We start from the raw sequence: 26,723 nt of genomic DNA, 5'->3' as shown, positions 1-26,723 counted from the left end.
GTGCCAACTACCGCACGGTTGCTGGTGCAGAAAGCGCGAAGGCGATTTAAGGCCCGTGTTGCGGCGGCCGCCTTATGAGGGGGAGGGCAGCGAAACGCCTGCCCCCCGACTCAACGAATCTACCTGGAGTACATCATGCTCAGCCTGCACACCAACGCCGCGTCCCTGTCCACCAAGTCTGCCCTGGGCTCCACCCAGAGCGCCCTGAACACCTCGATGACCCGCCTGGGCACCGGCTTCCGCATCAACTCCGCGATGGACGACGCGGCCGGCCTGCAAATCGCCACCCGTTTGAACGCCCAGACCCGCGGCATGGCTGTCGCAATGCGCAACACGCAAAACGGCATCTCCATGATGCAGACCGCGGAAGGCGCGTTCAGCGAAATCACCAACATCATGCTGCGCATGAAGGACCTGGCCACCGAATCGGCCAACGGTTCGACCACCGCCGCTGACAAGACCGCGATGCAAGCCGAGTTCGACGCCCTGGGCCTCGAAGTCAGCAACATCATGAAGAACACCACCTTCGGTGGCGAAGCCGTGATGGCCGCCGGCACCGGCAAGCTGGCCGCCGCCGTGAGCTTCCAGATCGGCTCGGCTTCCGCTGAGACGATGTCGGTGGACGTCACCACGGCCCTGGCCGACGTGGAAACCGCCTTCACGTCCGTCAGCGTGAACTACACGGCTGCCGCGACCGGCGCCGAACTGACCGGCGGCGGTGCCAATGCCATGATCGGCACGATCGCCACGGCGCTCGACAAGGTCGGCGTGGTGCGCTCGGCCCTCGGTGCGGCCTCCAACCGCCTGAACCACGTCTACAACAACTTGTCGAACATGAGCACGACCACCGCGCAAGCGCGTGGCCGCATCATGGACGTCGACTACGCGAGCGAAACCGCCAACATGACCTCCAAGCAGATGCTGCTGCAGGCCAGCACCTCGATGCTGAAGCAGAGCAACAGCATGTCGCAGCTGGTGCTGTCGCTGATGCAGTAATACCGGGTCTGGCGCCGGTGTCCGGCGCCTTGCACGACGCTGAAACCAACCGCAACGCGGTTGGTTTTTTTTTGTCTTCCTGAAGGGCGGCGCTGTTCCCCGTAACCCAAGGCTTCCGGCTTGGGCTTGCGGCGGTAGATGGTCCGTGGGCTCCGTTACCGGCCGACACCACGTGTCACCGCAGATGTTCGCTTCATGAACATCATGCGCATCGGATTGCAACCTGAGATGCAATCCATCTTCGCCCCCGCCTTGCAGGCCAGGCGGCGTACCGAACAGGCTCACCGAACAGGAACAACAGCCGATGCCCATCACACCTTACACATTCCCTCTCATCCCCTGCCCTGACGACCGTGTCGTGTCCCCAGCGCGACGCGCCTTGCTGATGGGAGCCGCCTCGTCCGCCCTGCTGACGGCCTGCGGCGGCGGCGGGGACGGGGACGCCGACAGCGGTACGGCCGGGGCCCGGTCCGAGCAGGCTGCGGCCGTGCCATTGGACCAGACGGTGTTCACCTCGGTGGAAAACTGGAGAACCCAGCGTGACATCGAGCGACAGAAGCTCGTCGCCTCGCTCAACGCGAGCAACCCGATCAAACTCGACACCGACGGCCTCGAAGCACTGAAGGCCGCGATCACCGCGGCGCGCGAGGAATACACGCGGACCGGCGTCAACAGGCCCATCAGGCTCAAGCCGGGCGGTACCACGCGGCTCGACGCCATTTGGCAGCTGTTCAGCAGTGAACCCATGGCGGTGCGCCTCTACAGCGACTTGTCGGGGCCGCAGCACAGGTTCACCGGCAGCGCGGAGCTGGAGGTGCGCGCGCGACTGCACATCTACAACTGCCGGTTCGAGCAACTGGCCAAGTACATGGTCCGCGCGTCCTACACGAGCCAACTCGTGATCCAGTTCAATACCTTCGCGTGCAACACCGAGGCGAGGACCATTGCGGTCTCGCTTCCGCCGGCCTACGGTGCGACCAGCGCGAACACGATCGACCTGCAGTGGAACGAGTTCCTCGGGCACCAAGGCGGTCTGCAGGCTCACTCGCTGCGCGGCGCCACGGTCGCCTACAACTGCTTCCGGCAATCGCTTTCAGCCAACATCTTCTGTGCCGGCGGCGAAAAGAATACGTTCAGGAACAATTACATCGAAGGCGGTCGCACCGGCATCATCCACGCCTTCTGGGCCGAGCTGAATGCCACCACCGACGGCGACTACGCCCAGGCGCGACATCAATCTCACTACGACGCCACCATACGACACAACTTCTTCAAGGGCGTACGTGAGGAGTCGATCGCATTGGACGCGGTGCCGAACCAGAACCTGCTCCAGCCCGTCATGGATCAACTGCTGACCGGACGCAATGGCAGCTATGAACGGGGCATGACGAACGGCACACCTCGACGTCTCCTGATCTGGCGCAACCAAGGGGACCCGGAGCGCGGCAGCATCCCGCAGCCGGTGAGTGAGACCTTCTACCAGCACTATTGCGTGACGTGGCTCGACGGACCGTTGGCGGGCAAGTACGCGCAGATCTACGACTGCGCGGACCACGGCGACAACCTGATCTCCTTCGGCTTGCGCAGCCCGCGTTTGACAGAGAACCGTCTGCGCTCCAGAACCGACGTACCGCCCCCGCCGGTGGGCGAGTTGACGGTGGAAGACCTGGACTACGTGACCGAGAACCAGTACGTGAACATCTGCGCGCTGGCCGCGAACTTCTCGATCACCGACAACGTCGTGCACAGCAATGTGATCGACGGCGTGGACGGAGAGGGGAACCCGAGGAAGATCCACAGCGTGGGGCTCTCGTTGTGGGGCCCGTGCATCGGCTTCCGGATCGAGCGCAACAAGTTCATCAACGACGCGCCGGGCGTCACGGTGTTCGATCGATCGGGCATCCGGTCGTTGCACCTGTCGGGTGTGCCACGCCGGTTCACTTCGTACGGCAAGTTCACGCACTCGATCATGCCCTGTACGCTCAACTCCATCCTCAACAACGACCTGGGAGGCTTGCCGATCACGCTGCGCAACCACGCCTTCTCAGGCACCTACCTCTACTTCACCTACGTCTCGACGATCAAGGGCAACACCCGGGTGGCAGGCGGTACGGTGACGGTGCAGGACTGGCGCAACTACGCTGGCACGACGCTGGTGCCGGTGAAGCCCGTGTACGACCGCTCCATCACCTACATCTCGGGCAACTCTTGAGCCTCCCGGTGGGCAGGGCGTAGCCTTCAGGCGTAACGCCCTGGGCGTCCCGGCCTGACGTCTCGGTCAGGTCGGGGCGCTGCGACGCCCGGCGCCGTCAGCGCTTGCGCCCTTCGACGATCACGGCGTCGCGCGTGCGTTCTTCGGTCTCCACTTCCCTGACGTGCGGGATGCCGCTGTCGAACGGCTGCCGCGGTTCGGCATCGAAGCCGATCTCTTGCAGGATCTCGACCAGGCGCTGCGTGTCGTACATGCACTTGTGCGGGAACTGCACGAAGGGGGCGAGCTTGCGCTTCAACGGACCTCCGTGCGTGTGGTACAGCACGTCCATCCGCTCGACGAAGTCGTCGGCCCGCACCCGGCCGTCCAGATAGGACTGCACGTGGTGCCGCAGGTCGGGCACCAGGATGCGGATCAACCCGCCTTGGCGCAGCACCCGGTGGCATTCACGCAGGAAGCGGCGGCCGTCTTCACGCGCCAGGTGCTCCAGCGTATGCGAGCTGTAGACCCCGTCGGCCGTACCGCTTTGCCACGGAAACGGTTTGGTCAGGTCATGCAGGACGATGCGGTCGTCCCAATCCATTCGAAACAGCTTGACCCGGGCATTGACGGCCCGGAACAACGGCACCTTGGCAAGGCGCGCCCCCAGTGCGTAGTCGACGTTGGTCCAATCGTTGCACAACTGCGAGCCACAACCAAGATTCAGGATCATCCGTTTCTCCTTGAAAAAGGCGAGAGGTTGATCGCGCAAGGGGCCGAACGGCAGTAAGGCGGCGAGCCTTGTGCTCACGGGCTGAAGTGTGCACAGGCCCGGTCTTGTCGCCGGTATCCTTAGGTGTCAGCAGGGACTTGTACCCGCGTCTGGAGGTGAGGGTGTTACCCCAGCAGGGGGTCAGCCCAGCGTGCCGACGATGCTGATCTCACGCCGCTCGGGAATCTCGTTGTACGACAGCACGGCAAGCCCCGGCGCGAACAGCCGGGCATAGCGGGCCAGCAGCGGCCGGATCTGCGGCATCACCAAGAGCAGCGGCGGCAGCGACAGGCGTTTCATCTGATCGCAAGCGGCTGGCATGTGGTTTTGCAACTGCGACAGCAGCTGCGGGTCGACCGGATAGTTGTCGAGCGCCACCTTGCCGCCCTGGCGTGCCTGGTTCAGTGATCCGAGCAGCATGTTCTCCAGCTCTGCGCTCAGGCTGAACACTTTCAGCTCAGGCACGCGTCCGCACAGACCCGAGACGATCTCGCGGCGCAGCGTGCAGCGAACCTCGGCGGCCAGCAGGATCGGGTCCTTGGTGGTCTCGGCGCTTTCCAGCAGCGTGGTGGCGATCGCGACGATGTCCTTGAGCGGCACGTTCTCGGCCAGCAGCGCGCGGAACACCTTGAGCAGCTGGCTGTGCGTCAACACCTTCTCGAGTGCGGCCGACAGTTTCGGTGCCTGCGCCGCCAGACGTTCCAGCAGCGCCGGCACGTCTTCATGGCGCAGCAACTCGGGCAGATGGTCGCGCACCAGCTTTGACAGATGTGTGGCGATCACGCTCGGCGCCTCCACCACCTGATACCCCAGCCCCAGCGCGTGCGCCTTGTCCTGCGGGTCGATCCAGGTGACCGGCATGCCGTAGGCCGGCTCGATGCCGGGGATGCCGTCGAGCTGGCCCCAGACCTGCGGCGAGGGCAGGGCCATCAGCCGGTCGGCGTAGACCTCGGCTTCGGCGATCACGCTACCGCTCAGCAGCACCGTGTATTGAGAAGGTTTGAGCGTCAGGTCGTCGCGCAAGGCGATGGGCGGCAACAGCAGGCCGAGCGACTCGCTCAACGACTGGCGCACGCCTTGTGCGCGTTTGGTCAGCGGCGCCCCTTGCGCCGGATCGATCAGCCCCACCAGCCGGTAGCCGACCGCGAGCGACAGCGGCTCCACCACCGGCAGGCTGCGCCAGTCCAGCTCGGGCGGGCGCTCGGTAAGCACCGCGGCCTTGAGGGCGTCCGCGTCTGGCTCGGCTGGCTTGATGGCGCGCTGGCTGAGCCTCCACCCCACGTAGGCCAACACTGCGGCGAAGCACAGAAAGGTCAGCCAGGGCATGCCCGGGATGGCGGCCAGCGCCGCCATCACGCCGGCGGCACTGTAGAGCACGCTCGGCGAGGTCAGCAGCTGCGTGGCGACCTGTTGTTCGAAGTCGCCCGAATCGCTGACCCGGGTGACGATGATGGCGGCGGCAGCCGACAGCAGCAGCGCCGGGATCTGCGCGACCAGGCCGTCACCGATGGTCAGCAGGGCGTACTGGCGGAAGGCGTCGCCGACCGACAGGTCGTGCATCAGCGCGCCGATCGCGACACCGCCGACCATGTTGATCAACAGGATCAAGATGCCCGCGATCGCATCGCCGCGCACGAACTTCGACGCGCCGTCCATCGCGCCGTAGAAGTCGGCTTCCGCCGCCACCTCGCGCCGGCGCGCCTGCGCCTTCTCCTGGTTGATCAGGCCGGCGTTCAGGTCGGCGTCGATCGCCATCTGCTTGCCGGGCAAAGCGTCGAGGGTGAAGCGTGCCGAGACTTCCGAGATGCGCTCGGCGCCCTTCGTGACCACGATGAAGTTGATGATCATCAGGATCACGAACACCACCAGGCCGACGACGAAGTTGCCGCCGATCACGACGTTGCCGAACGCCTCGACCACCTTGCCCGCGACGTGCGTGCCCTCGTTGCCGTGCAGCAGCACGACCCGCGTCGACGCGACGTTGAGGAACAGCCGCATCAAGGTGGTGGCCAGGATGACGGTCGGGAAGATCGAGAAGTCCAGCGGCCGCTTGCTGCTCACGCTGACCAGGATGACGATCAGCGACAGCACGATGTTGAAGGTGAACAGCACGTCCAGCACCAGGCCGGGCAGTGGCAGGATCACCATCAACAAGAGGGCGAGCAGAAACAGCGGGATCGCGAAGCGGTGTCGGCGCAGTTCGGCCAGTGCCTGGGTCAGGACGTTCATGGTCGGGCTTCGGGTTGGATCAGGTCAGGTGCGGTGGGACGTCGAGGTCGGTGGCCAGCACCGGCTGGGCGCGCCGCTGGCCGGCCTTGAAGGCCTTCAGCTGCAGCACATAGCCGAGCACATGGGCGACCGCCTTGTAGAGCGACGCCGGAATCTGTTGGTGGACCTGGCTGGTGTTGTAGATCGCACGCGCCAGCGGCGGCATCGACACCACCTCCACGCCGTGCTCCGCCGCCACCTGGCGGATGTAGAAAGCCATCTCGTCGACCCCCTTGGCCACCAGGAAGGGGGCCTGGGCGCGGTTTTCGTCGTACTTCAGCGCCACCGCGTAGTGTTCGGGGTTGACCACCACCACGTCGGCGGTCGGCACCGTCTTGCGCACGCTGCGGCGCGCCATCTGCTGCTGCAGCTGCCGGATGCGCTGGCGCACTTCCGGGCGGCCTTCGCTGGTCTTGTGTTCTTCCTTCAATTCGCGCTTGCTCATGCGCTGGCCGCGCAGGAAGAAAAAGCTCTGCAGCGGCAAGTCGAGCAGCGCGAAGGCGATGAACACGCCGGCCAGTGCCATCACGCCGTCGAGCGCGACGTTCACCGCATGCGGCACCGCCTGCGCCATCGGCATGGCCTGCGCGCGCAGATGCTCTTCGACCGTGCTGGTGCCCACGTGGTAGAGCACCGCGATCAGCACGCCGGCCTTCAGCAGCGACATGCCGAACTCGCTGGCATGCCGGCCCGAGAACAGCCGGCCCAAATTTTTCATCGGGCTGAGGCGCTCGAACTTGGGGCTCAGATTGCTGCCGCTGAGCACCCAGCCGCCCGGCACCAGCGAGGCGAACAGCACGGCCAGCGGCACCGCCAGCAGCGGCAGCACCATCTTCATCAGCAGCAGCATGGTGGTCACGAAGGCGTTCGACCAGGCGTTGCCCAGCGTGCCGTCGCCGGAGGCATCGAGAAAACCTTGCGCGAACAGGGAACGGAAGTCGTCGAGCCAGCCAGGCATCAGCACCACGGTGATCTTGAGCGCCACCAACAGCCCCACCGCCGTGGCCAGGTCGCGCGAGCGCGCCACCTGGCCCTGCTCGCGCGACTTGCGCAGCTTCTGTGGTGATGGCTTTTCGGTCTTGTCGTCGTTGCCGGCCTCAGCCATGGGGCACCGCCTTCAAGTTCTGCTGCAGCATCTCGAGCACCCGCTCGCTCATGCGTACGTAGTGGGTCGGCACGAAACGCACGATCTGCGTCAGCACGAACAGCCCGAACAAAGTCACCACCGAAAAGCCCAGCGAATACAGGTTCAGCGACGGCGCCACCCGGTTCAGGAAGCCGAAGCCGAGCTGCACCACCAGCGTCGAGAAGATCACCGGCAAGGCCAGCAGCAGGGCCGCCGAGAACACCCAGGCGATGTTCAGCGCGATCGAGTGCAGCGACACCAGCGGCAGCCCGGCCCCCACCGGCCAGGCCTTGAAGCTCGCGCCCACCACGCCGCCCAGCACGAGATGGCCGTCGACCGAGAAGAACACCAGGATGCACAGCATGTAGAGCAGCGTCGAGACCACATCGGAGGAACTGCCGTTCATCGGGTCGTTCATCACCGCCATCGACAAACCCATCTGCGACGACACCATGAAGCCGAGCACGGTCATCACGGCCATCGTCATGTGGAAAGCGAGCCCGAGGCCGAAGCCGATCAGGGCCTGCTCGGCCGTGGCGACCACGCCGTGCAGCGAGAACGGGTCGATGCCCACCGTCGGCTGGGCCACCGGCAGCAGCACCACCGCGAGCACGAAGGACAGCAGCACGCGCACCGAGATCGGCACCATGGCGTCGCCGATCACCGGCGCGGCGCTCAACATCGCCAGCACCCGGCAGAACGGCCACCACAGTGCACTCAGCAGTGCGACGAGTTGACTGAACACCAGCTCCACAGGACGCCCTCAGCCCGGGTCAGCCCACCAGGCTGGCGGCGCGTTCGAAGATCGAGACGCAGAAGTCCATCAGCGTGCCGGCCATCCAGCGGCCGGCCAGCGTGATCACCAGCAGCGTGATGAGCAAGCGCGGCAGAAAGCTCAGGGTCTGCTCGTTGATCTGCGTGGCGGCCTGGAACAGGCTGACCAGCAGGCCGATGATCAGGCCGGGCACCGACAGCACGGCGACCAGCAGCATCACGAGGTGCAGGCTTTCGCCGACGAGGTCGACGGCAACGTCCGGGGTCAGCATGATGTCAGTACGCCTGTATGCTCGTCACGAGCGTGTTGACGGTGAGCGTCCAGCCGTCCACCAGGACGAACAGCAGCAGCTTGAGCGGCAGCGAGATCACCAACGGCGACAGCATCATCATGCCCATCGCCATCAGCACCGACGACACCACCAGGTCGATCACCAGGAACGGGATGAACAGCATGCAGCCGATCTGAAAGGCTGTTTTCAGCTCGCTGAGCACGAAGGCCGCCAGCTTCACCGTGAACGGATGCTGCTCGGGCTTTTCGACCTTGGGCGCGCCGGCCAGGCCGACGATCTGCGCCAGCGACGCCTTGCTGGTTTGCGCCAGCATGAAGCGCGACAGCGGCACTTCGGCGATCTGCAGCGCTTGGGTCAGGCCGATCTTGTCTTCGTCGTAGGGCACGAAGGCTTGGGTCCAGATCTGGTCGCCGACCGGCCGCATCACCAGCAGCGTGAGGATCAGCGCGATGCCGGTGACGATGCGGTTGGGCAGGCCTTGCTGCAGGCCGAGGGCCTGGCGCAGCAGCGACAGCACGATCACGAAGCGCGTGAAGCTCGTCATCATCAGCACCAGCGCGGGCAGCAGCCCGAGCAGGGTCATGATGACCAGCACCTGGGTCTTCACCGTGAACTCGGTGGGCGTGCCCCCGGTGGTGCTGCCCAGCAGCTCGATGCTGCCCGCCCCGGCCAGCGAGGGCGAGAGCAGCAGGGCGGCGCCGAGCCCCAGGGCCCAGGCCTGCCGGCCTCTCGTCAGCTTCATGCGGCCAGCGCTCCCAGGTCGAGTTGACCCAGCTCGACCACCTTGAGCGCGTAGTTGTCGCCGGCCACCACCACTTCGGCGCGGCCGATGGTGGTGCCGTTGACCTTGATCAGCAGCGGCTCGCCGGCCAGCGTGTCGAGTTCGACGACGCTGTCGGCGCCGATGTTGGCCAGGTCGTGCAGCGACACCTTGGCGCTGCCGACTTCCAACGTCAGCGTGACCGGGATCTTGCGCATCATCTGCGACAGGTCGTGCTTGGGACGCGTGTCGGCGGCTGCGGCGTACGGCGTCTCGGCGCCGGCTTCGTTCGCCTCGGCCAGCAGGGAATCGATGGCGGTGTGGTCGCTGGTCATGTCCATGGCGGTCTTCATTCGGCTACGGTGAAAGCGGTCAGGCACAGCTTGCCCTGGTGCTCGGCCACCGTCGCGGTGAACAGGCGTGCGTCGTCCACCAGCACCTCGGTGGGGCCCAGTCGCACGGGAATCAGGTCGCCGACGCGCAGCTCGATCAGGTCGCCCAACGGCAGTTCCTTCTCGAGCAGGCGCGCCGACAGCGTCAGTTGCAGTCGCTGCGGCAGCGACGGCGTGTCGATGGCAGGGTCGGCGGGGCGTTTGCGCGGCGGGGCCAAACGGCTCAGCAGCTGCGTCATCCAGGCGTCGTCGAGTCGGAACGAAACGCTGCCGCTGACGTTCATCGCCGCATCGATCACGGCCGCGCGCAAGGTCCAGGCCGCACCGCGCGGCGTCTGCCGCCCGCTGGCCCTGAAGCCCGGCTCGGCCGGAGACTCGATGGTCTCGCTCAGCCCGGCGGCCATGCGGGCCGCCAGCATCTCGACCAGATGGTGGCCGAGCGCCGTCGCCAGGCGTTCTTCGGTGCGCGTCTCGGGCAGTGCGTCGGCGGATGCGGCGACGGCAGGCGAGCCGCCAGGGGCGCCGTAGCGGTAGGCCAGCACGGCCAGGAGCACCGAGCGTTCGATGGCGAAATGGATCGGCCCCTTGGCGTGCGAGTAGCCGAGCCAGCGGCCCGCCGTGGGTTCTGGCTCGCCGCGCACCAGCGTCACGTCACCGACCTCGAAGGCGGCCCGGTAGCGGCGGTTCAGCCCCTCCTTGAGCCATTGGCCCAGGTCCTCGCGCCAGCGCTCATTGAAGGCGCCCAGCCGGTGCACCGGCCGCCCCAGCAGGGACGGGTCGAGCACCAAATGGGGCGTCGGCTGGGTCGTCGGTCGTGTCATGGCGGTCTGGATCTAGGGGTGTGCCGTCTGGTCGGCGCGATATCGTCGAATCTCGAAAAATCTTGAATTCGGATTTAATCTTTTCGTTGGAACGGTCGCCTTGTGGAGCTGAGGCCGTCTCTTATTCGACGGCAGTGGCTCCATTTGCGATCCGATCTCTCAGGCGGACGGATTGTAGGGAGCGACTTTTTCACGAGATAAGGAATTTGCTTATCAGGCGGCGCCATTCGTGAAGCGCTTCCCGGGCTGCCGCATGCCCCGTGAAAAACCACCGGAAATGGCGCCAGCTCTGGCGTAAGCGGGTGATCATGAGGTCGCGAAGAAAACTTTAGGGCCACCTCGCAGCCACACCCAAAAACCGAGAATTCCTGCTCGAACTCTCGGCTTGATAAGAATTTTCCGGTGTCCTTCTGCCGCATCCCCCTTAGCGGCAAGCTTATCTCCGGTCGCAACATCGCTGCCCGAACAGAGCCCTGTTTCAACTGCCTTTGGCGAAACCGGGCACGCAGCGAATACAAGGAACCGAGAATGAGCTTTGATTTGGGAAGCTGGGTCCGCACCGGTACCGCCACCGGTATCGGCGCCGACGTGGCCGACATCGCCATGCCGGCCCCCGCGCCGGCGGAAGGCGAGGCGCCCGCAAGCGTGGGTGGCTTCATGGACAGCCTCAAGGAAGCGGTCAAGAGCGTCGACGCGCAAGAGCGGGCGGCGGAAGACCGCATGGCCGCGGTCGACAGCGGCCGCAGCGACGACCTGGTGGGCGCCATGCTCGCCAGCCAGGAAGCCAGCCTGTCCTTCGCGATGCTGACCCAGTTGCGCAACAAAGTGGTCGGCGCGATGGACGAGCTGATCAAGCTGCAGCTGTAAACCCGCCCGTCAGGAAACCGCGTCGTGTTGAATGCTTTCGTGAAGAACGGCCTGCAGCGGGTCGCGCCGGCAGGCGTGCGCATCGTGCTGCCCGCCGGGCTGCTGAACCGCTTGTTGCCGCTGGTCGTGCTCGCGGTGGCCGTCACGGCCGTCGTGATGATGCTGCTGTGGCGCGACCAAGCCACCTACAAGCCGGTGTTCGGCGCACGTGAAAAGGTGGCCGCGTCCGACATGATGTCGGTGCTGGACGCCGAGCAGGTGCCCTACCGTTTGCATCCCGACAGCGGCCAGGTGCTGGTGCCCGAGTCCGAACTGGGCCGGGTGCGCATGCTGCTCGCCTCCAAGGGTGTCGTGGCGCAACTGCCCGCCGGTCTCGAACTGATGGACCGCAGCGATCCGCTGGGGGTCAGCCAGTTCGTGCAGGACGTGCGCTTCCGCCGCGGCATCGAAGGTGAGCTGGCCGTCAGCATCAAGTCGCTCGACGCGGTCGACTCGGCGCGTGTGCACGTGTCGATCGCCAAGTCCTCGTCGTTCGTGGTCAGCGACGGCTCGCAGAGCTCCGCCTCGGTGGTGGTGTCGCTCAAGCCCGGCCGTTCGCTCACCGCCGAGCAGATCGCCGCCATCATCAAGCTGGTGTCGGGCAGCGTCGCCAGCCTCGACCCGCAGCGCGTCAGCCTGGTCGACCAGGCCGGCAACCTGCTGTCGGCCCGGGTCGACCTGACCGAAGGTTTCGACGCCAGCGCGAATGCCGACGATGCCACCCGCCGCGCCCAGGACGAAGTGCGCCGCAACGTGCGCGAGCTGCTCGCGCCGGTGCTGGGTGAAGACAACTACAAGCTCAGCGTCACGGCGGTGGTCGACAACGACCGCGTCGAAGAGACGCACGAGCGCTACGGCGAGACGCCCAAGGTCACCAACGAGGCGATGCGCGAGCAGCTGGACCGCAACCCGATCCCGCTCGGCGTGCCCGGCTCGCTGAGCAACCGCCCGGTGGCTGCGGCGGAAGCGGCCTCGGCCTCCGTCGATGGTGCGCCGGCCCACAAGAACAACGCCACCACCCGCCAGTACGCCTACGACCGCAGCGTCACGCGCATCAAGCGCAGCCGCGGCCGGCTCGCCAAGCTGGGTGTGGCGGTGATGCTGAACAACGCCGCCGCGCCTTCGGGCAAGGGCAGCTGGACCCCCGCCGAGATCGCCAGCATCGAAAAGATGCTGAGCACCGGCCTCGCGATCGACGCCCAACGCGGCGACCAACTCGCCGTCACGTCGGTGGCCTTCCCGGCCCAACCCAAGGTGCCGGTGCAGGCCTGGTGGGAGCAGCGCGACAACTTTGTCGATCTGGGCTCGTGGCTGCTCACGCCGTTGGCCGCGCTGTTCGGCTACCTGCTGGTGCTGCGCCCGCTGCTGAAGATGCTGCAGCGTGCCGTGGTGCCGGTGCAGGCCCGCGAGATCCCCACGCCGCCGATGGCGCAACTGCCGGGCGGCGGACGTGAGAAGGGCGACATCCATGGCGCAGGCGCGCTGGCCGCACCGGCCGGTGCCGCCATCGCGATGCCGATGGGCACGCCGGCGCTGCAGGCCGATGCCGCAGCCGAGGGCAGCGGCGGCATGCCGGTGGTGCCCTTGCTGGAGAACTACGACCTGCCGCCGGCAGGCTCGCCGGTCGACGTGATGGTCGATCACCTGAAGGTGCTCGCGGGCAAGGAGCCCGAGCGCGTCGCCGAAGTCGTCAAGCAGTGGATGCAAAAGCATGGCCGAGCTGAATAAACCGCAAGCCGCCGACCGCGCCGAGTCGAACGGTGCGCCCAGCCAGATCGAGCAAGCCGCCATCGTGCTGTTGAGCATGGGCGAGGAGCCCGCGGCCGCGGTGCTGCGCTGCCTGTCGCGCGAAGAGCTGCTCGAGCTGACGCAGGTGATGTCGCGCCTGAGCGGCATCAAGGTCGAGTCGGTCAAGTCCGCGATCACGCACTTCTTCGACGACTACCGGCAGCAGAGCGGCGTGCACGGCGCGTCGCGTGCCTTCCTGAAGCGCTCGCTCGATCTCGCGCTCGGCAGCGACGTGGCCAACAACGTGCTCGACAGCATCTACGGCGACGCCATCCGTCCCAAGATGGCGCGACTGCAGTGGGCCGCACCGAAGTGGCTGGCCGAGCGTATCGCCGGCGAGCACGTGTGCATGCAAGCGGTGTTCATCGCCTTCTTGCCGCCCGCGCTGGCGGGCGACGTGGTCGAGGCGCTGCCCGCCGAAGGCCGCGACCTGGTGCTGCTGCAAGTGGCCCGTTTGGGCGACATCGACCGCGAGCTGCTCGAAGAACTCGACGCGCTGGTCGACCGCTGCCTCGAGGGCCTGGGCCACCAGAGCGCCAGCGTCGAAGGTGTGCGCCAGGCCGCCGAGATCCTGAACCGCTTGCCCGGCAACCGCCAGCAGATGGTCGAGTTGCTGCGCGCGCGCGACCCCGAGGTGGTGTCCAAGATCGAAGTCAGCATGTATGACTTCTTCGTGCTGTCGCGCCAGACCGAGGCGGTGCTGACCCGCATCATCGAAGAGGTGCCGCTCGACCAGTGGGCGATCGCGCTCAAGGGCGCCGAGCCGGCGGTGCGCGATGCGGTGCTGCGCTCGATGCCGCGCCGCCAGGCGCAGGCCTTCGAAGACACCATGCGCCGCAACGGCCCGGTGCCGCTCAGCCGCGTCGAGCAGACCCGCCAGGAAATCATGGCGCAGGTCAAGGCGCTGGCCGACGCCGGCGAGATCGAGGTGCAGCTGTTCGCCGAGGCGGTGGTCGAATGAAACACCACCGGCCGCACCGTTTCCCGCCGCTGTCGCAGCTCGCCTCGGGCGTGGCGCTGCAGCCTGGCGCGTCGGTGCACGTGCAGACCTCGCTGGCCGAAGGTTTCCAGCAGGGGCTGGACCGCGGCTACCGCGAAGGCTACGAGAGTGGCCAACAGCGCGGCCGCGAAGAAGGCCACGCCGAAGGCCGCGAGGCCGGCCTTGCCGCCGGCCGCGACGACGCTCGGCGCGAGGCACTGGCCCGCTTCGAGTCGCTGACCCGCCCGCTCGACGCGATGCTCGAGGGCCTGCAGCAGCTGCAGTCCGACTACCAGACCGCGTTGCGCAAGGAAGTGGTCGAGCTGGTGGCGCGCGTGGCGCGCCAGGTGATCCGCTGCGAACTGGCCCTGCAGCCCGTGCAGCTGCTCGCGCTGGTCGACGAGACCCTGGCCACGATGCCGCCGGTGCGTGAGGGTGTCGAGGTCTACCTCAACCCCGAGGAAGCCCAGCGTATCGCCGAGCTGGACCCCGAGCGTGCACAACGCTGGCGTTTGATCCCCGACCCCCGCTTGGAGTCGGGCGAGTGCCGCGTCAAGGCCGACGGCCGCGAGGCCGACGCAGGCTGCCGGCAGCGGCTGGCCGCCAGCATGGAACAGATCGCCGCGCAGCTGCTGCCCGGCGCCGAGGCCGCGGAGGTGACACCGTGATCGCCGACGTGCTGCGCAAGCTCGAACTCGACAGCGTGCCGGTGGCCACCCCCACTGGCCGGTTGGTCGGCGCTTCGGGGCTGCTGCTCGAAAGTGTCGGCTGCCCGCTGCAGACCGGCCAGCGCTGCCGCATCGAGACCGCCTCGGGCGAGTGGCTGGCTGCCCAGGCAGTGGGCTTTCGCAACGAGACCTCCTACCTGATGCCGTTCAAGAAGCCGAACGGCCTGGTCACGGGTGCGCGGGTGTTGCCCGGCCCGGACAAATCGAATCTGATGATCGGCCCGTCGTGGCTGGGCCGTGTGGTCAACGGCATGGGCGAACCGCTCGACGACCGTGGCCGCCTGGGCGGCGAACATCCGCTGCCGGCGCACCCGCCGCGCGTCCACCCGCTGCGCAAGCAGCCGGTGCGCGAGACGCTCGACGTCGGCGTGCGCGCCATCAACGGCATGTTGACGCTCGGCAAGGGCCAGCGTGTCGGCCTGTTCGCCGGCAGCGGCGTCGGCAAGAGCGTGCTGCTGGGCCTGATGACCCGGCAGACGGTGGCCGACGTGGTGGTGGTGGGCCTGATCGGCGAGCGCAGCCGCGAGGTGCGCGAGTTCATCGAGATGTCGCTTGGCGAAGAAGGCCTGAAGCGCGCCGTCGTGGTGGTCGCACCGGCCGACGAATCGCCGTTGATGCGGCTGATGGCGACCGAGCTGTGCCACACCATCGCCGCGCACTTCCGCGACCAGGGCCAGCATGTGCTGCTGCTGGTCGACTCGCTGACACGTTATGCCATGGCACGTCGCGAAGTGGCGTTGGCCCTCGGCGAGCCGCCGGCCACGCGTGGTTATCCGCCGTCGGTGTTCAGCCTGCTGCCGCAGCTGGTCGAGGCCGCCGGCAACGGCGAGCACGACCGCGGCAGCATGAGCGCCATCTACACCGTGCTGGCCGAAGGCGACGACCAGCAGGACCCGGTGGTCGACACCGCGCGCGCCATCCTCGACGGCCACATCGTGCTGACGCGCGAACTCGCCGAGCGCGGTCACTACCCGGCGATCGACATCGCCGCTTCGGTGAGCCGCTGCATGGCGCAGATCGTGCCCGAGTCGCATCTGCGCGCCGCGCGCGGCCTGAAGGAAATGGCGGCCCGCCATGCCCAGGTGCGCGACTTGATCCCGCTCGGCGCGTATGTGCCCGGTGCCGATCCGCTGACCGACCGGGCGGTGTCGCTGTACCCCCGCATCGAAGCCTTTTTGCGCCAGGGCACCCGCGAAGCGGCGCCATTGGCCGAAACCCGCAGTCATTTGGAAGCCCTGACGTCATGAGCGTGCACAGCCTGAACCGTCTGATCGAGTTGCGCGAACGCGAAGTCGAGCGTCTGAACGTCGAAGTGGCGAACAAGCGCGCCGTCGGCGACCGCTACCGCCGCAGCCTCGAGCGCATGACCGCGTTGTGCGAAGGCAGCGGCGCGAGCGCCGCGCTGCCGCCGGCGCTGTCGCTCAACTGCGGCAACTACAAGCAGGCCATGCTGGGCATGGTCGATCTGCACCGCCAGGACCTGGCGCTGCACGAAGCCGACATGGCGGTGTCGCAGCGCGCGCTCGACGCCGCCGCCCGCAAGCAGGAGGTTTTTCAGCAGCTGCTGGCGCGCCGCCAGGCCCAGCTGCTGCGCGAACACGAGTCGCGCGAACAGAAGCGCCAGGACGAGCTGGCCACGCAGGTGTGGTGGAGGGGGCAGCGATGAACCGCCGCCACGCCCGCCGTCACGCTCGCCAAGAATCGCGCCGGTTTCAGCAACCGGCCGCGGCGGTCGCCTTATCCATGACCCACCCTGTCCAAGGAGACCGCTCGTGCTGACCGATTTCAACCCCACCACGATGGCCACCCAGCTGGCCACCGCCTACACGCAAGGCCTGCAGACGCAGCTGACGACGCAGACCAAGAAGACTGACGCGGTCGCGGCTGCGTTGACCAAGCTGCAATCGGCGCTGCGCACCTTCAACACCGCTGCGTCGGGCCTGTCGGGCACCGGCAAAAGCGTGATGCAGTACGCAGCCAGCTTCAGCACGGCCGACATCGGCACGGCGACGGCCTCGTCGACGGCGCAGCCCGGCACGCACAGCTTTTACGTGGAGCGCCTTGCGACGGCGCACCAGATCGCCTACGACAACTTGCCCACCGTGCCGGTGGCGCAGGGTGGCGTGCTGGGCGTGCAGCTGGCCGGCGGCACCTCATTCAATGTGAACTTTGCCACGGCCGACCTCGACGCCGACGGCAACCTGACGCCGGCGGAGACCGCCCGTGCGATCAACCAGGCCGCCGACAACAAGGGCCAGGTGTCGGCCATGGTGGTGACGGTGGGCGCGACGACCCAGCTGGTCCTCAGCTCCACGGCCACCGGCGCTGCCAACCAGATCACGCTCGACACCTCGGCGATGCCCGCGGGCGCGTTGAAGACCACGCTGGCCGCGGTGCCCAACACGCTGGTCGCGGCGCAAGACGCCATCGTCTGGCTCGGCGCCAAGGACACCGGCGTCAAGATCCAGCAGGCCTCCAACACCTACACCTCGGTGCAGGGCGTCACGATGACGTTCAAGCGTGCGATGGCGGTGGGCGAGGCGCCGGTGCAGCTGACCGTGACGGCCGACAAGACCGCCACCGCCGACAAGCTGCGCGGTTTTGTCGATGCCTACAACACGCTGCAGAAAACCCTCGACGAGCTGACCAAGTCGGCCGATGCCGAGAAGGGCACCGAAGCCGCCGTGTTCGCCTCCGACTCGGGCGTGCGGGCGCTGCGCAACAAGCTCAACGACCTGATCCGCCAGGACTTCGGCGGCGCGCGCTTGCTGGACTTCGGCATCAAGAGCGACCGCAACGGTGCGTTGTCGCTCGACACCGCCAAGCTCGACAAGACGCTGGCCGCCGGCACGCTGTCGCTCGACACGCTGTTCGGCAGCGCCAGCCTGACCGCTCGTTCCGGCCTGCTCGGCGCGCTGGACACCCATCTCGACCTGTGGACCGACACCACCAGCGGCCAGATCAAGCGCCGCCAGGACTCGGTCCAAACCCAACAGAAGGCCGCCCGGCAACGCCAGGCGCAACTCGACGACCAATACCAGCGGTCTTACGACCGCTACCTGTTGCAGTTCAGCCAGCTGCAGACGCTGATGTCGCAGATGAGCCAGACCTCAGGCCTGTTCACCAGCGCCGGCTGACGCCGACGCTTCAACCCAGACAGAGACCTCCGCCGTGAACCACGACGCCTATCGCAGCTACCACGCTGTCAACCTCGAAGCCCGCACCGCCCAGGCCTCGCCTGTGCAGCTGGTGCTGATCCTGATGGACGGGCTGCTGGAAGAACTCGCGCGCGCCCGGGCCCACATCCAGGCCCGCCGCATCGAGCTGAAGGCCCGCAGCCTCGACAAGTGCATCGACATCCTGAACGGGCTGTCGAGCGCGCTCGACACGGACGCCGGCGGCGAGGTCGTCAACAACCTCGGCCGGCTCTACGACCACTGCGCCCATCGGCTCTACCAGGCCGGCTTCGAACTCGACGCGACCCTGGTCGACGAGGTCGTCAAGCTGCTGACCACCTTGCGCAGCGGCTGGCAGGGCGTGGAGGCGCAGCGTGGCTGACGCGCGCCAACTGCTGGCCCTGGCCGAGCGGCTGAGTGCCGCCGCCAGCGCGTGCGACTGGGCCGCGCTGGCCCAGGTCGACCGTGAGCTGGCCGAGGCACTGGGTCGCCTTGCGCCGCCGACCGAACAGTCGCGCAGCGTGCGTGACGCGATGGCCGTGCTGCAGCATGCGCACAGCCGGGCGCAGGCCGCGTGCGCCGGCGAAGCCGCCGCGCTGGAAGCGCGGCTGGCCGATCTGGGCAGCCGCAAGGAAGGCTGGCTCGCGTATGCGATGGCAGACGCCGGAGAAGGGAGCCCCGCATGACGCCGATGCTGCCCAACCTGCCGATGCCGCGCGACGTGGCGGCATTGCCGGCGGCGCCGACCGCCGCGATCGGCCTGCCCGCGCTGGCCGCAGGCGAGCCCACGGCGGTGCCCGCGTCACTGGCGCAGTTCGCGCAGATGCTCAACCGCAGTGCGGCAGCCCCGCAAGGGTCTGTGCCACTGTCGGACCTCGCGAGTGTGCCGGCCCCCGATTCAGCAGCGGCGCCTGCCGCTGCTGAATCGGACCGTCTCGAGACTCCCGATGCCCTGCCGGCCACCCTGCTGACGTTGGCTCCTGCGCTCGTTTTCGCGACGCCCGCGCCAGCGTCGACTGCCGACGCGGCGGCGCCGACCGGCCCGGCCGATGCGGCGCCGCGCGCGCACGCGGCACGCCCGGCCCAGCTGACAGTGCTGAAGGCCGAGGTGGAGGCCGCGGTGTTGCCCCAACCAGCAGACCTGCTGGCAGGCGGGGCGGCCAGCTGGTCGCTGGCGCCGCTGCCTGCAGCCGGCGAGGTCGGGCTCGAACGGCATGCGGCAGTGCCTGTCGTGGCGTCTGCCTCCGCATCCGGCCCTGCTGTCGTCAACGGCAGCGCCGGCATCACCGTGGTGCAGGTCGCGCCGACGGCGGCGCCGAGCGCGCTGCCCGTGCTCGCGGCCGTCGCGCAAGACATGAAAGCGGCTCTGCAAGGCCGCGCGCCGGCCTCTGCGCCCGCCGACCTCACCGCCACCGGCACCTCGCCGTCCGCCACCGTGGCCGACACGCCGGCCCTGGCGGCGGGCCAAGCCGGCGCCGAGTGGGTCGAGGCCGGCGGCCCGACCGAAGCCGCGCCGCAGCCGGCGCTGCCGGTCTGGGACAGCGCCCTGCAAACCGTCGTGCGCAGCGCTGCGCCAACGTCGACCCGCCCGACGCTGCACGCCGGCGCCACGGTGGGCCAGCAGCCGCTCGCCGAAGTGCTCGGGGAGCGCCTGCGGGTGCAGGTGCAAGGTGGCATCGAGCGCGCGGTGATCCGGCTCGACCCGCCGATGGGCGGCACGGTCGAGATCGTCATCCGGCACGAGGCCGGCTCGCTGCAAGTGCAACTGAGCGCCAGCCACAGCGAGGTCGCGCGCCAGCTGCAGACCATCGGCGACACGCTGCGCCAGGACCTGGTGCAGCGCCAGTACGGCGATGTGTCCGTCGTGGTGGCGCAGCCGGGCCGCGAGCGCGATGGTGACGCGCGTCAGCAGGGGCGGCCGCAGCCCGAACAGGAAGAGCCCGGCCGGGCCCTCTCGGACGGCACCCACGAGTCGCGTCCCGGACGCTTCTCGCTCACACAGGACAGGGACTGATCGACCATGAAGAAAAGCACTCTGGTGTTGACGCTCGTGCTGGGCGGCACCTTGCTCGCGGGCGCCGGTGGCGCCGCGGCCTGGTGGCTGTTGCCGCATGGCGACGCCAAGGCCGCCGCCACGGCGGCGGCGCCGAGGCCGGCCGAGCCGCAGGACTGGCGCTACGTGACGCTCGACAAAGTCATCGTGATGTTGCGCGGTGGCGCCGGCGAGCCGCTGACGAACTACGTGGCGGTGGATCTGGTGTTCCGCACTTCGCCCAAGCTGGAAAAGGCGACCAAGGCCCAGCTGCCGCTGCTGCGCAGCATCACGGTGCAGGCGCTGTCGTCCTACACGCTGCAGCAAGCGGGGCTGATGACGATCGAGCAGTTCACCGCTGCCCTCAACGAGGCCTATGCCAAGAGCTATGCGACCGACGGCATCGAAAAGCCGTTCGTGCAGGCCATGGTGGGCAAGCTGATCATCGAGTGACGGCATGGATTTCGCGTACGCAGAGCAGCAGTCGGTCGGTCACCACGGCGCCCATCAGGCGGTGGACGAACAGCGCGAGCTGGTCGCCTACACCCCGCTGGTGAAGCGCATCGTGCGCCAGCTCGGCGCCCAGGCGGGCGCCGCGATGGACCGCGAAGACATGGAGCAGATCGGCTTGCTGGGCCTGCTGGAGGCGCTGCGGCGCTACGGCCAGCCCGACGAGAAGTTCGGCGCCTATGCGGCCATGCGCGTGCGCGGCGCCATCCTCGACGAGCTGCGCCGCCAGGACTGGCGGCCGCGCGCGGTGCGCCAGGAAAGCCACCGCGTGCGTGACGCAGTGCGCGAACTGACACGCAAGCTGGGGCGCGAGCCGACCGAGGCGGAGATCGTCGCGACGCTGGGCATCAGCGGCGAGGCCTACCAGGAGCACCAGCTGGCAGAAAACGCCGAGGTGCTGGCCAGTTTCGATGAACTGCTTCACGAATTGAGCAACCACGCAGCCGACACCCTGTCGCCGGAAGCGCAGCTGGTGCGCCGGCGCACGCTGGAGCAGGCGCTGCTGCAGCTCAACGAGCGCGAGCAGAAGGTGATCCAGCTTTACTACGAATACGAGGCGAGCTTCAAGGAGATCGCCGCGGTGCTCGACCTGACCGAGGCACGCGTGTGCCAAATCAACAAGGGCGCGCTGAAGAAGATGAAGAGCTTCATCGAGGCGTCCTGAAGGGAGAACGGAAAAATGCAGCAAATAGTCGGCGCCGGCATCGTGCTCGGCTGCGTGTTCGGCGGGTTCATGCTGATGGGCGGGTCCCTGAAGGTGATCTGGGAGCCGGTCGAACTGCTCATCATCGCCGGTGCGGCCTTGGGCGCGATCGTGCTCGGCAACCCGCGCCACGTGCTCAACGAGATGGTGATCCAGCTGCGCAAGCTGGTGACCATGCGCAAACAAGGGTCGGAGTTCCAGCGGCAGCTGTTGCTGCTGATGTACGAACTGCTGCAAACCGCCGCCGGCGGTCTGAAAGCACTCGACCAGCACGTCGAAGCCCCGCATGAGAGCCCTTTGTTCCAGCGTTATCCGCTGATCCTCGAAGAGCCAAAGCTGCTCCACTTCATCGTCGACAACTTTCGTCTGATGGCGATGGGAAAGATCAACGCGCACGAGCTGGAAGGCGTGCTGGAACAGGAGCTGGAAGCGATTCACGACGAGCTGACCCAGCCGTCGAAGTCGCTGCACAAGATTGCCGAGGCGATGCCGGGCTTCGGCATTCTGGCCGCGGTGCTGGGCATTGTGATGGCGATGAACACGGTGGCGGACGGCGCCGCCGCGGCGGACATCGCCACCAAGGTGGCGGCGGCCATGGTGGGCACTTTCATCGGCATCTTTTTCTGCTACGGCGTGCTCGATCCGATCAGCAACATGATGAAGCAGCTGGTGACGCAGGAGATGTCGACGCTCGAATGCGTCAAGGTGGTGCTGGTCACCCATGTCTCCGGCAAGCCGGCGCTGCTGGCGATCGACGCCGGGCGGCGCCTGGTGCAGCTGAACATCAAACCGAGCTTTGCGCAGCTGGAGTCGTGGATCGACGCGCTGCAGCAGGCCGGCGCCTGAGCGGCAGGGGTCACCCGAGATGTCTTCCAAGCACGACAAGCACGGCGAAGCCGTCATCAAGCGCGTCTCGCGCAAGCATGAGGACGAGGGCCACGGCGGCGGCTGGAAAGTCGCGTTCGCCGACTTCTGCCTGGCGCTGATGTGCTTGTTCATGCTGCTGTGGGTGCTCTCCGCGCGCGACAGCGAACGTGCGCAGGAAGCGCTTGCGGCGGGCAGCCAGATCGACGAAGGCAGGGGCCCCAAGCTGGGCGAATCGGCGCGCACCCACCCGGGCAGCCTGATCTCGCGTGAACCGGTCCCGGCCACCGACCGCCGCACGCCGGCCGGCGAGCCGACCCCGGGCCAGGCGCTGGTGAAGCGCCGCTACGAAACCGCGGCCGAGCAGGAAGACTTGTCGAAGTTGCTGGAGCAGCTGAGCGAAGAGACCGGTCTGGCGGGCAACCTGCAGACGGCGGTGACCGCGCAGGGGCTGCGGGTGATGCTGCACGACACCGACCGGCAGGGCATGTTCGAGCGCGGCAGCGCGGTCCCGAGCGAAAAGTTTCGTGCATTGCTGCGCAAGATGGGGCCGTTGTTCGCCCGCATCGAGAACCAAATGCTGATCGTCGGTCATACCGATTCGTTGCAATACGCGGGCGGCGGCGCAGGGGCGATGTCGAACTGGGGTTTGTCGACCAATCGGGCGATGGTGGCGCGGTCGCACCTGCTGGCCGGCGGCATGCCGGGCAGCAGCGTGCTGCAGGTGGTGGGCATGGCCGACCAGGCGCCGCTCGACGCACAGCGCCCCGACGCCGGCGTCAACCGTCGCATTGAGCTGCTGATCCTGACGACCGCACAAGCCCGCGCCACGGCCGCGATGTTCGGCGTGCCGAACCAGGTGCAGCCGCTGACCGATGGTGTCGACTCGGCGCTGCCCGATACCGAAACACCGAGCAGCCTGCGCGACCGATTGATCGACTCCGCACCGCGCGGCACCGACCGCTGACGACATGCGTACCAACAAGACACGAGGTGATCGAATGAGAATCACGAGCACGGGCAGCGGTGCCTTGGCACCGGCCGCCGGTCCGACCCCGGTCACGGCCGTCGACTCGCGCGCCCCGTCCAGCTCTGCCGGCGCTGCACCGGCGGCCTTGCAGTCGGACGTGATGAAACCCGCGCTGGCCGCGATGGCAGCGCTGCCCGAGATCGACACCGCCAAGGTCGAAGCCCTGCGCGACGCGCTGGCACGTGGCGACATCCGCTTCGACGCCGCCCGTCTGGCCGGCCTGATCGAGCGCTTCCACGGGGGCGGCCGATGAAAGCGCCGCCGGCCCTGGCGCGGCTGCTGCTCGGCGTGCGCGCCGACCTGGCCGACTATGCGCGCCTGCGTGAACTGTTGCAGGAACAGTTCGACGTGGCGCTGCGCCACGACAGCCAACAGATGGCCGAGACCGCCGAGCGCATCAGCGCGCTGACCGCGGCGCTCGAAGCACGCCGCGGCGAGCGGGTGGCGCTGGCCGCCGAACTGCTGGGCAAGGATGCGCCGGTGTCGATGCAGCGGCTGGTGCCGCTGGTGCCCGCGCCGGCGCGTGCCGCACTGCAGGACTGGTGGCAGACGCTGGAAGCGCTGGTGCGCGAGTGCAAGGCCCTGAATGCCCGCAATTGCCGGCTGATGATGGATCAGCACGAGATCATGCAGCGCGTGCTGCACAGCGAGGTGCATACCTATGCTCCGACCTGAGTTGGCCGCCTTCGCGATGCCGACACCGGCGCAGCCCGCCCACGTGCCGGTGGTGCCGTCGGCCTCACCGGCCGGCGCCCGCTTTGCCGGCCTGATGGGCCAGGTGCGCGACGAGGTGGTCGACTACATCCAGCATGGCAGCGCATCGGCTGCCGCAGCCGGTGGCCTGAGCGCTGAAGGCCGCGCCTGGCAGGCGCGCTTGGCCTCGCCGGCACCGATCACAGCCGACGCTCCGGTGGAGGTCGCGGCCGCCGCTCTCGCCGGCGTGTCGGGCGACACCCCGCAGAGCGAGTTTCTGGCCGAGATCCTGCCGCATGCCACCGAGGCCGCCCGCCGCCTGGGCGTCGCGCCCGAGCTGGTCGCCGCACACGCCGCACTCGAATCGGGCTGGGGCCAGCGGCCGCTGCGCAACCCCGACGGCAGCGACACGCACAACCTGTTCGGCATCAAGGCCGGCAGCCGCTGGGAAGGTGCCACCGCCGACAACCTCACCACCGAGTACGAGGGTGGCGTCGCGCTGCGCAAGACCGAGCGCTTCCGCAGCTATGCCGACACCGGCGCGGCCTTTCAAGACTATGCGGCGATGCTGACCGCCAACCCGCGCTTCCGCGCAGCGCTCAACGTCGGCGGCGATGCCAACGCGTTTGCGCAAGGCTTGGCACGCGGCGGCTACGCCACCGATCCGGCCTACGCCGACAAGCTGGCGCGTATTGCCGCGCGCCTTCAGTCAGGGGAGTGAGCGGGCATGGGCGCGCTGATCTCCGCTTCCACCGTCGTGCTCGACGTGATGCGCCCGCGTATCACCTTGCCGGTGCGCGTGTTGCGCACGCGGACGGTCTCGCCCTGGCCGCCGGCTTCCAGCGCTTCGCCCGCGCTGCTCACTTCCAGCCCTTCGTGGCGCGCCACGATGCGCACCGCGTCGCCGCGCTTGATCACCTGGGGCGCGTATAGCTGCCGCTGCTGCAACACCTGGCCGGCGCGCAGCGGCCTGCGGCTGGCGCGGCCCGCCGCGGCTTGCGGGTCGGACAGCGCGTCGGGCGTCGACGTGATGCTGCGCCGTTCGATGCGCAAGCCGGCGGGGTCGATCGGCGTGCCGGCCGCGATGGCGCCGGTGGTCACCGCCACGTCGGCACTCACCTCGGCCCGCACCACCACCGGTTGGCTCCAGCCCGTTTGCGCGCTGCAGGTGACGGTAAAGCGCATGCGCGCCGGGTACCGGGTGTCGAGCGGCGCCACCGTCGGTGTCTCGGGGCAGGGCGGCAACGGCCGCACGCCGGTGAGCACCGTCAACGAAAACACCGGGTTGACCAGCCCGTCGCGCTCGGCCTGCTGCTGCAGCAGTTCGCGCGCGGCCTGTTCGACCGTCTCCTCGGCTCGCGGTGCGGCTGCCGCGAGGGTCAGGGGCAGCCAGCAACAGACGGCGGCCTGACCACAACACCGCATCCCCCACTTCCACTTCAAAGGCATACGCATGGGTATCGATTTCGACAAAGCCTTGGGACTGCACCCGGAAGCCCTCAAGTTGCGCGCCGAGCGGACGAAGATCCTGGCCTCCAACATCGCCAACGAGAGCACGCCGGGCTACCAGGCTCGCGACATCGACTTCGCCTCGACGCTGGCCAGCGTCGTCAACGACGAAGGCGGTGCGGGCCTGGCATTGGACACCGATGCACTGTATCGCGTCCCGAACCAGCCGTCGCAGGACGGCAATACCGTCGAGTTGGGTGTGGAGCAGGCGGCGTTCTCGCAGAACGCTTCCGATTTCCAGACCAGCCTGACCTTTCTCAACATGAAGCTCAAGGGCCTGGCCAAGGCCATCTCGGGACAGTGAGAGCATGACATTCCGCCAGATCACCCAGATCGCCGGCTCGGCGATGACGGCGCAGACGGTGCGCCTGAACACCGTCGCAAGCAATTTGGCCAACGCGCAGTCGGCCGCCGGCACCGAAGCCGAGGCCTACCGCGCCCGCAAGCCGGTGTTCGCGTCGGTATTCGAAGGCGGCAGCGCCGACGGCACCGTCGCCGGTGCCCGTGTGCAAGTGCTGGACGTCGTGCAGAGCGACGAGCCGGTGCGCCGCGCGCACGAGCCCGACCATCCGCTGGCCGATGCCGACGGCACCGTCTACTACCCCAACGTCAATCCGGTGGCCGAGATGACCGACATGATGTCGGCCTCGCGCGCCTTCGAGACCAACGTCGAGGTGATGGGCCGCGTGAAGCAGATGCAGCAGTCGCTGCTGCGCCTGGGCGAGGGCTGATCCCATGCAGACCCAACTCCTGACCACCGGAGCGCAAGGCGCCGCCGAGACCCCGGACGCCGCCGCGGCGGCCATCGCCGGCAACGGCGCGCCCTCGCAGCTGTTCACGACGCTGCTGGTCGCGCAGATCAAGAACCAGAACCCGCTGGAGCCGGCCGACCCGAGCGAGTTCGTCGGCCAGCTGACGCAGCTGAGCCAGATGGAAGCGCTGCAGAAGCTCGCCAGCCAGAGCGCCGGCAACGCGTCGCTGCTCGAGAACCTGCAGCAACTCGCGCTCGGCGCGCAGGTCGGCTCGCAGGTGAGCGTGCGCACCGACAGCGTGTCGATCGGCGAACAGCCGCTGGTCGGACGCTTCACGCTGGAGTCGGGCACCTCGCAGGCGAGCGTGGTGCTGAGCAGCGCCACCGGCCAGCAACACCGCATCGATCTGGGGCCGCAGGCCGCCGGCGACGTCGGCTTCGAGATCGATCCGGCCCGCTACGGCATTGCGCCGGGGCGCTACGCGATCCGCATCGACAGCGACGCGCGCCAAGCGCCGGAAGTCGAAGTCTCGGGCGAACTGCTCAACGTCAAATTCTCGTCCACGGGCGGCACGCTGCTGCAGCTGGACACCATCGGCGAGGTCGCTGCGACCTCGATCACCGGCCTGCAAGGTCGGCGCACCACCTCCCGCTAACAGGA

31 protein-coding genes are annotated in these 26,723 nt (G+C 67.9%); 22 read left to right on the top strand and 9 right to left on the bottom strand.

Features of this window, described 5'->3' with window-relative positions:
- The first annotated feature begins 135 nt into the window (after positions 1 to 135).
- Positions 136 to 996, top strand: coding sequence for a flagellin N-terminal helical domain-containing protein (locus AAW51_RS18395; RefSeq protein ID WP_047195765.1), 861 nt, complete (start codon positions 136 to 138; stop codon positions 994 to 996).
- A gap of 358 nt (positions 997 to 1,354) precedes the next feature.
- A complete protein-coding gene (locus tag AAW51_RS18390) occupies positions 1,355 to 3,208 on the top strand; it encodes a hypothetical protein (RefSeq protein ID WP_157359955.1) in 1,854 nt (617 codons plus the stop codon).
- Positions 3,209 to 3,305: 97 nt separating this feature from the next.
- Here AAW51_RS18390 and AAW51_RS18385 read toward each other — a convergent pair whose 3' ends face one another.
- From AAW51_RS18385 to AAW51_RS18350, 8 genes are all read right to left on the bottom strand, one after another.
- Entirely contained in the window at positions 3,306 to 3,920 is a 615-nt protein-coding gene (locus AAW51_RS18385) for a class I SAM-dependent methyltransferase (RefSeq protein WP_047195763.1), read from the bottom strand.
- A gap of 180 nt (positions 3,921 to 4,100) precedes the next feature.
- Positions 4,101 to 6,188 carry a flagellar biosynthesis protein FlhA gene (locus tag AAW51_RS18380; protein ID WP_047195762.1) on the bottom strand — a complete coding sequence of 696 codons (2,088 nt, stop codon included), beginning with the start codon at positions 6,186 to 6,188 and terminating at the stop codon, positions 4,101 to 4,103.
- 19 nt (positions 6,189 to 6,207) lie between these two features.
- Entirely contained in the window at positions 6,208 to 7,332 is a 1,125-nt protein-coding gene (locus tag AAW51_RS18375; protein WP_047195761.1) for an EscU/YscU/HrcU family type III secretion system export apparatus switch protein, read from the bottom strand.
- Positions 7,325 to 8,107 carry a flagellar biosynthetic protein FliR gene (gene fliR, locus AAW51_RS18370; protein ID WP_047195760.1) on the bottom strand — a complete coding sequence of 261 codons (783 nt, stop codon included), beginning with the start codon at positions 8,105 to 8,107 and terminating at the stop codon, positions 7,325 to 7,327. The genes AAW51_RS18375 and fliR overlap by 8 nt, the downstream gene beginning before the upstream one ends.
- 19 nt (positions 8,108 to 8,126) lie before the next feature.
- Positions 8,127 to 8,399 carry a flagellar biosynthesis protein FliQ gene (gene fliQ / locus AAW51_RS18365; protein WP_047195759.1) on the bottom strand — a complete coding sequence of 91 codons (273 nt, stop codon included), beginning with the start codon at positions 8,397 to 8,399 and terminating at the stop codon, positions 8,127 to 8,129.
- A 4-nt stretch (positions 8,400 to 8,403) separates the two neighbouring features.
- Positions 8,404 to 9,162: a flagellar type III secretion system pore protein FliP gene (fliP, locus tag AAW51_RS18360; protein WP_047195758.1), complete on the bottom strand. Its 759-nt coding sequence runs from the start codon at positions 9,160 to 9,162 to the stop codon at positions 8,404 to 8,406.
- Positions 9,159 to 9,515: a FliM/FliN family flagellar motor switch protein gene (locus AAW51_RS18355; RefSeq protein WP_417903625.1), complete on the bottom strand. Its 357-nt coding sequence runs from the start codon at positions 9,513 to 9,515 to the stop codon at positions 9,159 to 9,161. Before AAW51_RS18355 ends, fliP begins: the two co-directional genes overlap by 4 nt.
- A gap of 14 nt (positions 9,516 to 9,529) precedes the next feature.
- Positions 9,530 to 10,393: a FliM/FliN family flagellar motor switch protein gene (locus tag AAW51_RS18350; RefSeq protein WP_047195756.1), complete on the bottom strand. Its 864-nt coding sequence runs from the start codon at positions 10,391 to 10,393 to the stop codon at positions 9,530 to 9,532.
- A gap of 603 nt (positions 10,394 to 10,996) precedes the next feature.
- Between AAW51_RS18350 and fliE the strand changes: the two genes are divergently transcribed.
- The 17 genes from fliE to AAW51_RS18265 all read left to right on the top strand — a co-directional run bounded on the left by fliE (position 10,997) and on the right by AAW51_RS18265 (position 24,523).
- Positions 10,997 to 11,260: a flagellar hook-basal body complex protein FliE gene (fliE, locus tag AAW51_RS18345; RefSeq protein ID WP_238947919.1), complete on the top strand. Its 264-nt coding sequence runs from the start codon at positions 10,997 to 10,999 to the stop codon at positions 11,258 to 11,260.
- 24 nt (positions 11,261 to 11,284) lie between these two features.
- The gene (fliF, locus tag AAW51_RS18340; RefSeq protein WP_238947630.1) at positions 11,285 to 13,027 is read left to right on the top strand and encodes a flagellar basal-body MS-ring/collar protein FliF; all 1,743 of its coding nucleotides are present in this window, start codon (positions 11,285 to 11,287) and stop codon (positions 13,025 to 13,027) included.
- A complete protein-coding gene (locus AAW51_RS18335; protein WP_047195754.1) occupies positions 13,011 to 14,048 on the top strand; it encodes a flagellar motor switch protein FliG in 1,038 nt (345 codons plus the stop codon). The genes fliF and AAW51_RS18335 overlap by 17 nt, the downstream gene beginning before the upstream one ends.
- A complete protein-coding gene (fliH, locus tag AAW51_RS18330; protein WP_047195753.1) occupies positions 14,045 to 14,734 on the top strand; it encodes a flagellar assembly protein FliH in 690 nt (229 codons plus the stop codon). The genes AAW51_RS18335 and fliH overlap by 4 nt, the downstream gene beginning before the upstream one ends.
- On the top strand, positions 14,731 to 16,041 hold the full coding sequence (fliI, locus tag AAW51_RS18325) for a flagellar protein export ATPase FliI (RefSeq protein WP_047195752.1): 1,311 nt from the start codon (positions 14,731 to 14,733) through the stop codon (positions 16,039 to 16,041). Before fliH ends, fliI begins: the two co-directional genes overlap by 4 nt.
- The gene (fliJ, locus tag AAW51_RS18320; RefSeq protein ID WP_047195751.1) at positions 16,038 to 16,460 is read left to right on the top strand and encodes a flagellar export protein FliJ; all 423 of its coding nucleotides are present in this window, start codon (positions 16,038 to 16,040) and stop codon (positions 16,458 to 16,460) included. The genes fliI and fliJ overlap by 4 nt, the downstream gene beginning before the upstream one ends.
- A 106-nt stretch (positions 16,461 to 16,566) precedes the next feature.
- Positions 16,567 to 17,931, top strand: coding sequence for a flagellar filament capping protein FliD (fliD, locus tag AAW51_RS18315; protein WP_238947629.1), 1,365 nt, complete (start codon positions 16,567 to 16,569; stop codon positions 17,929 to 17,931).
- A 34-nt stretch (positions 17,932 to 17,965) separates the two neighbouring features.
- On the top strand, positions 17,966 to 18,352 hold the full coding sequence (gene fliS / locus AAW51_RS18310) for a flagellar export chaperone FliS (RefSeq protein WP_047195750.1): 387 nt from the start codon (positions 17,966 to 17,968) through the stop codon (positions 18,350 to 18,352).
- Positions 18,345 to 18,656, top strand: coding sequence for a hypothetical protein (locus AAW51_RS18305; RefSeq protein ID WP_047195749.1), 312 nt, complete (start codon positions 18,345 to 18,347; stop codon positions 18,654 to 18,656). Before fliS ends, AAW51_RS18305 begins: the two co-directional genes overlap by 8 nt.
- Positions 18,653 to 19,984 (top strand): flagellar hook-length control protein FliK, encoded by a 1,332-nt coding sequence (locus AAW51_RS30915; protein ID WP_053013722.1) that lies wholly within the window; start codon positions 18,653 to 18,655, stop codon positions 19,982 to 19,984. The genes AAW51_RS18305 and AAW51_RS30915 overlap by 4 nt, the downstream gene beginning before the upstream one ends.
- Before the next feature lie 6 nt (positions 19,985 to 19,990).
- A complete protein-coding gene (locus AAW51_RS18295) occupies positions 19,991 to 20,455 on the top strand; it encodes a flagellar basal body-associated FliL family protein (protein WP_047195748.1) in 465 nt (154 codons plus the stop codon).
- Between the two features lie 4 nt (positions 20,456 to 20,459).
- Entirely contained in the window at positions 20,460 to 21,176 is a 717-nt protein-coding gene (locus tag AAW51_RS18290) for a FliA/WhiG family RNA polymerase sigma factor (RefSeq protein WP_047195747.1), read from the top strand.
- A gap of 15 nt (positions 21,177 to 21,191) precedes the next feature.
- A complete protein-coding gene (gene motA / locus AAW51_RS18285) occupies positions 21,192 to 22,061 on the top strand; it encodes a flagellar motor stator protein MotA (protein ID WP_047195746.1) in 870 nt (289 codons plus the stop codon).
- A gap of 19 nt (positions 22,062 to 22,080) precedes the next feature.
- Positions 22,081 to 23,046 (top strand): flagellar motor protein MotB, encoded by a 966-nt coding sequence (locus AAW51_RS18280; protein WP_047195745.1) that lies wholly within the window; start codon positions 22,081 to 22,083, stop codon positions 23,044 to 23,046.
- Between the two features lie 34 nt (positions 23,047 to 23,080).
- Positions 23,081 to 23,362 carry a flagellar biosynthesis anti-sigma factor FlgM gene (flgM, locus tag AAW51_RS18275; RefSeq protein ID WP_047195744.1) on the top strand — a complete coding sequence of 94 codons (282 nt, stop codon included), beginning with the start codon at positions 23,081 to 23,083 and terminating at the stop codon, positions 23,360 to 23,362.
- On the top strand, positions 23,359 to 23,784 hold the full coding sequence (locus AAW51_RS18270; RefSeq protein WP_047195743.1) for a flagellar protein FlgN: 426 nt from the start codon (positions 23,359 to 23,361) through the stop codon (positions 23,782 to 23,784). The genes flgM and AAW51_RS18270 overlap by 4 nt, the downstream gene beginning before the upstream one ends.
- Positions 23,771 to 24,523: a glucosaminidase domain-containing protein gene (locus tag AAW51_RS18265; RefSeq protein ID WP_047195742.1), complete on the top strand. Its 753-nt coding sequence runs from the start codon at positions 23,771 to 23,773 to the stop codon at positions 24,521 to 24,523. The genes AAW51_RS18270 and AAW51_RS18265 overlap by 14 nt, the downstream gene beginning before the upstream one ends.
- On the opposite strand, the gene flgA is transcribed toward AAW51_RS18265, so the two are convergent.
- Complete coding sequence (flgA, locus tag AAW51_RS18260; protein WP_238947628.1) at positions 24,508 to 25,257, bottom strand: flagellar basal body P-ring formation chaperone FlgA; 750 nt, start codon at positions 25,255 to 25,257, stop codon at positions 24,508 to 24,510. The two genes, AAW51_RS18265 and flgA, sit on opposite strands and share 16 nt — an antisense overlap.
- Between flgA and flgB the strand changes: the two genes are divergently transcribed.
- The 3 genes from flgB to AAW51_RS18245 are packed head-to-tail and all read left to right on the top strand — an operon-like array spanning position 25,256 to position 26,718.
- The gene (gene flgB / locus AAW51_RS18255) at positions 25,256 to 25,615 is read left to right on the top strand and encodes a flagellar basal body rod protein FlgB (protein ID WP_047195741.1); all 360 of its coding nucleotides are present in this window, start codon (positions 25,256 to 25,258) and stop codon (positions 25,613 to 25,615) included. The genes flgA and flgB overlap by 2 nt on opposite strands.
- 4 nt (positions 25,616 to 25,619) lie before the next feature.
- Positions 25,620 to 26,042, top strand: a complete 423-nt coding sequence (gene flgC / locus AAW51_RS18250; RefSeq protein ID WP_047195740.1) for a flagellar basal body rod protein FlgC — start codon at positions 25,620 to 25,622, stop codon at positions 26,040 to 26,042.
- Positions 26,043 to 26,046: 4 nt separating this feature from the next.
- Positions 26,047 to 26,718 carry a flagellar hook capping FlgD N-terminal domain-containing protein gene (locus tag AAW51_RS18245; protein ID WP_047195739.1) on the top strand — a complete coding sequence of 224 codons (672 nt, stop codon included), beginning with the start codon at positions 26,047 to 26,049 and terminating at the stop codon, positions 26,716 to 26,718.
- Positions 26,719 to 26,723: the final 5 nt, after the last annotated feature.

The organism is Caldimonas brevitalea (genome assembly GCF_001017435.1).
Lineage (GTDB): Bacteria > Pseudomonadota > Gammaproteobacteria > Burkholderiales > Burkholderiaceae_C > Caldimonas > Caldimonas brevitalea.
This window is presented reverse-complemented; position numbering and strand designations above follow the sequence as displayed.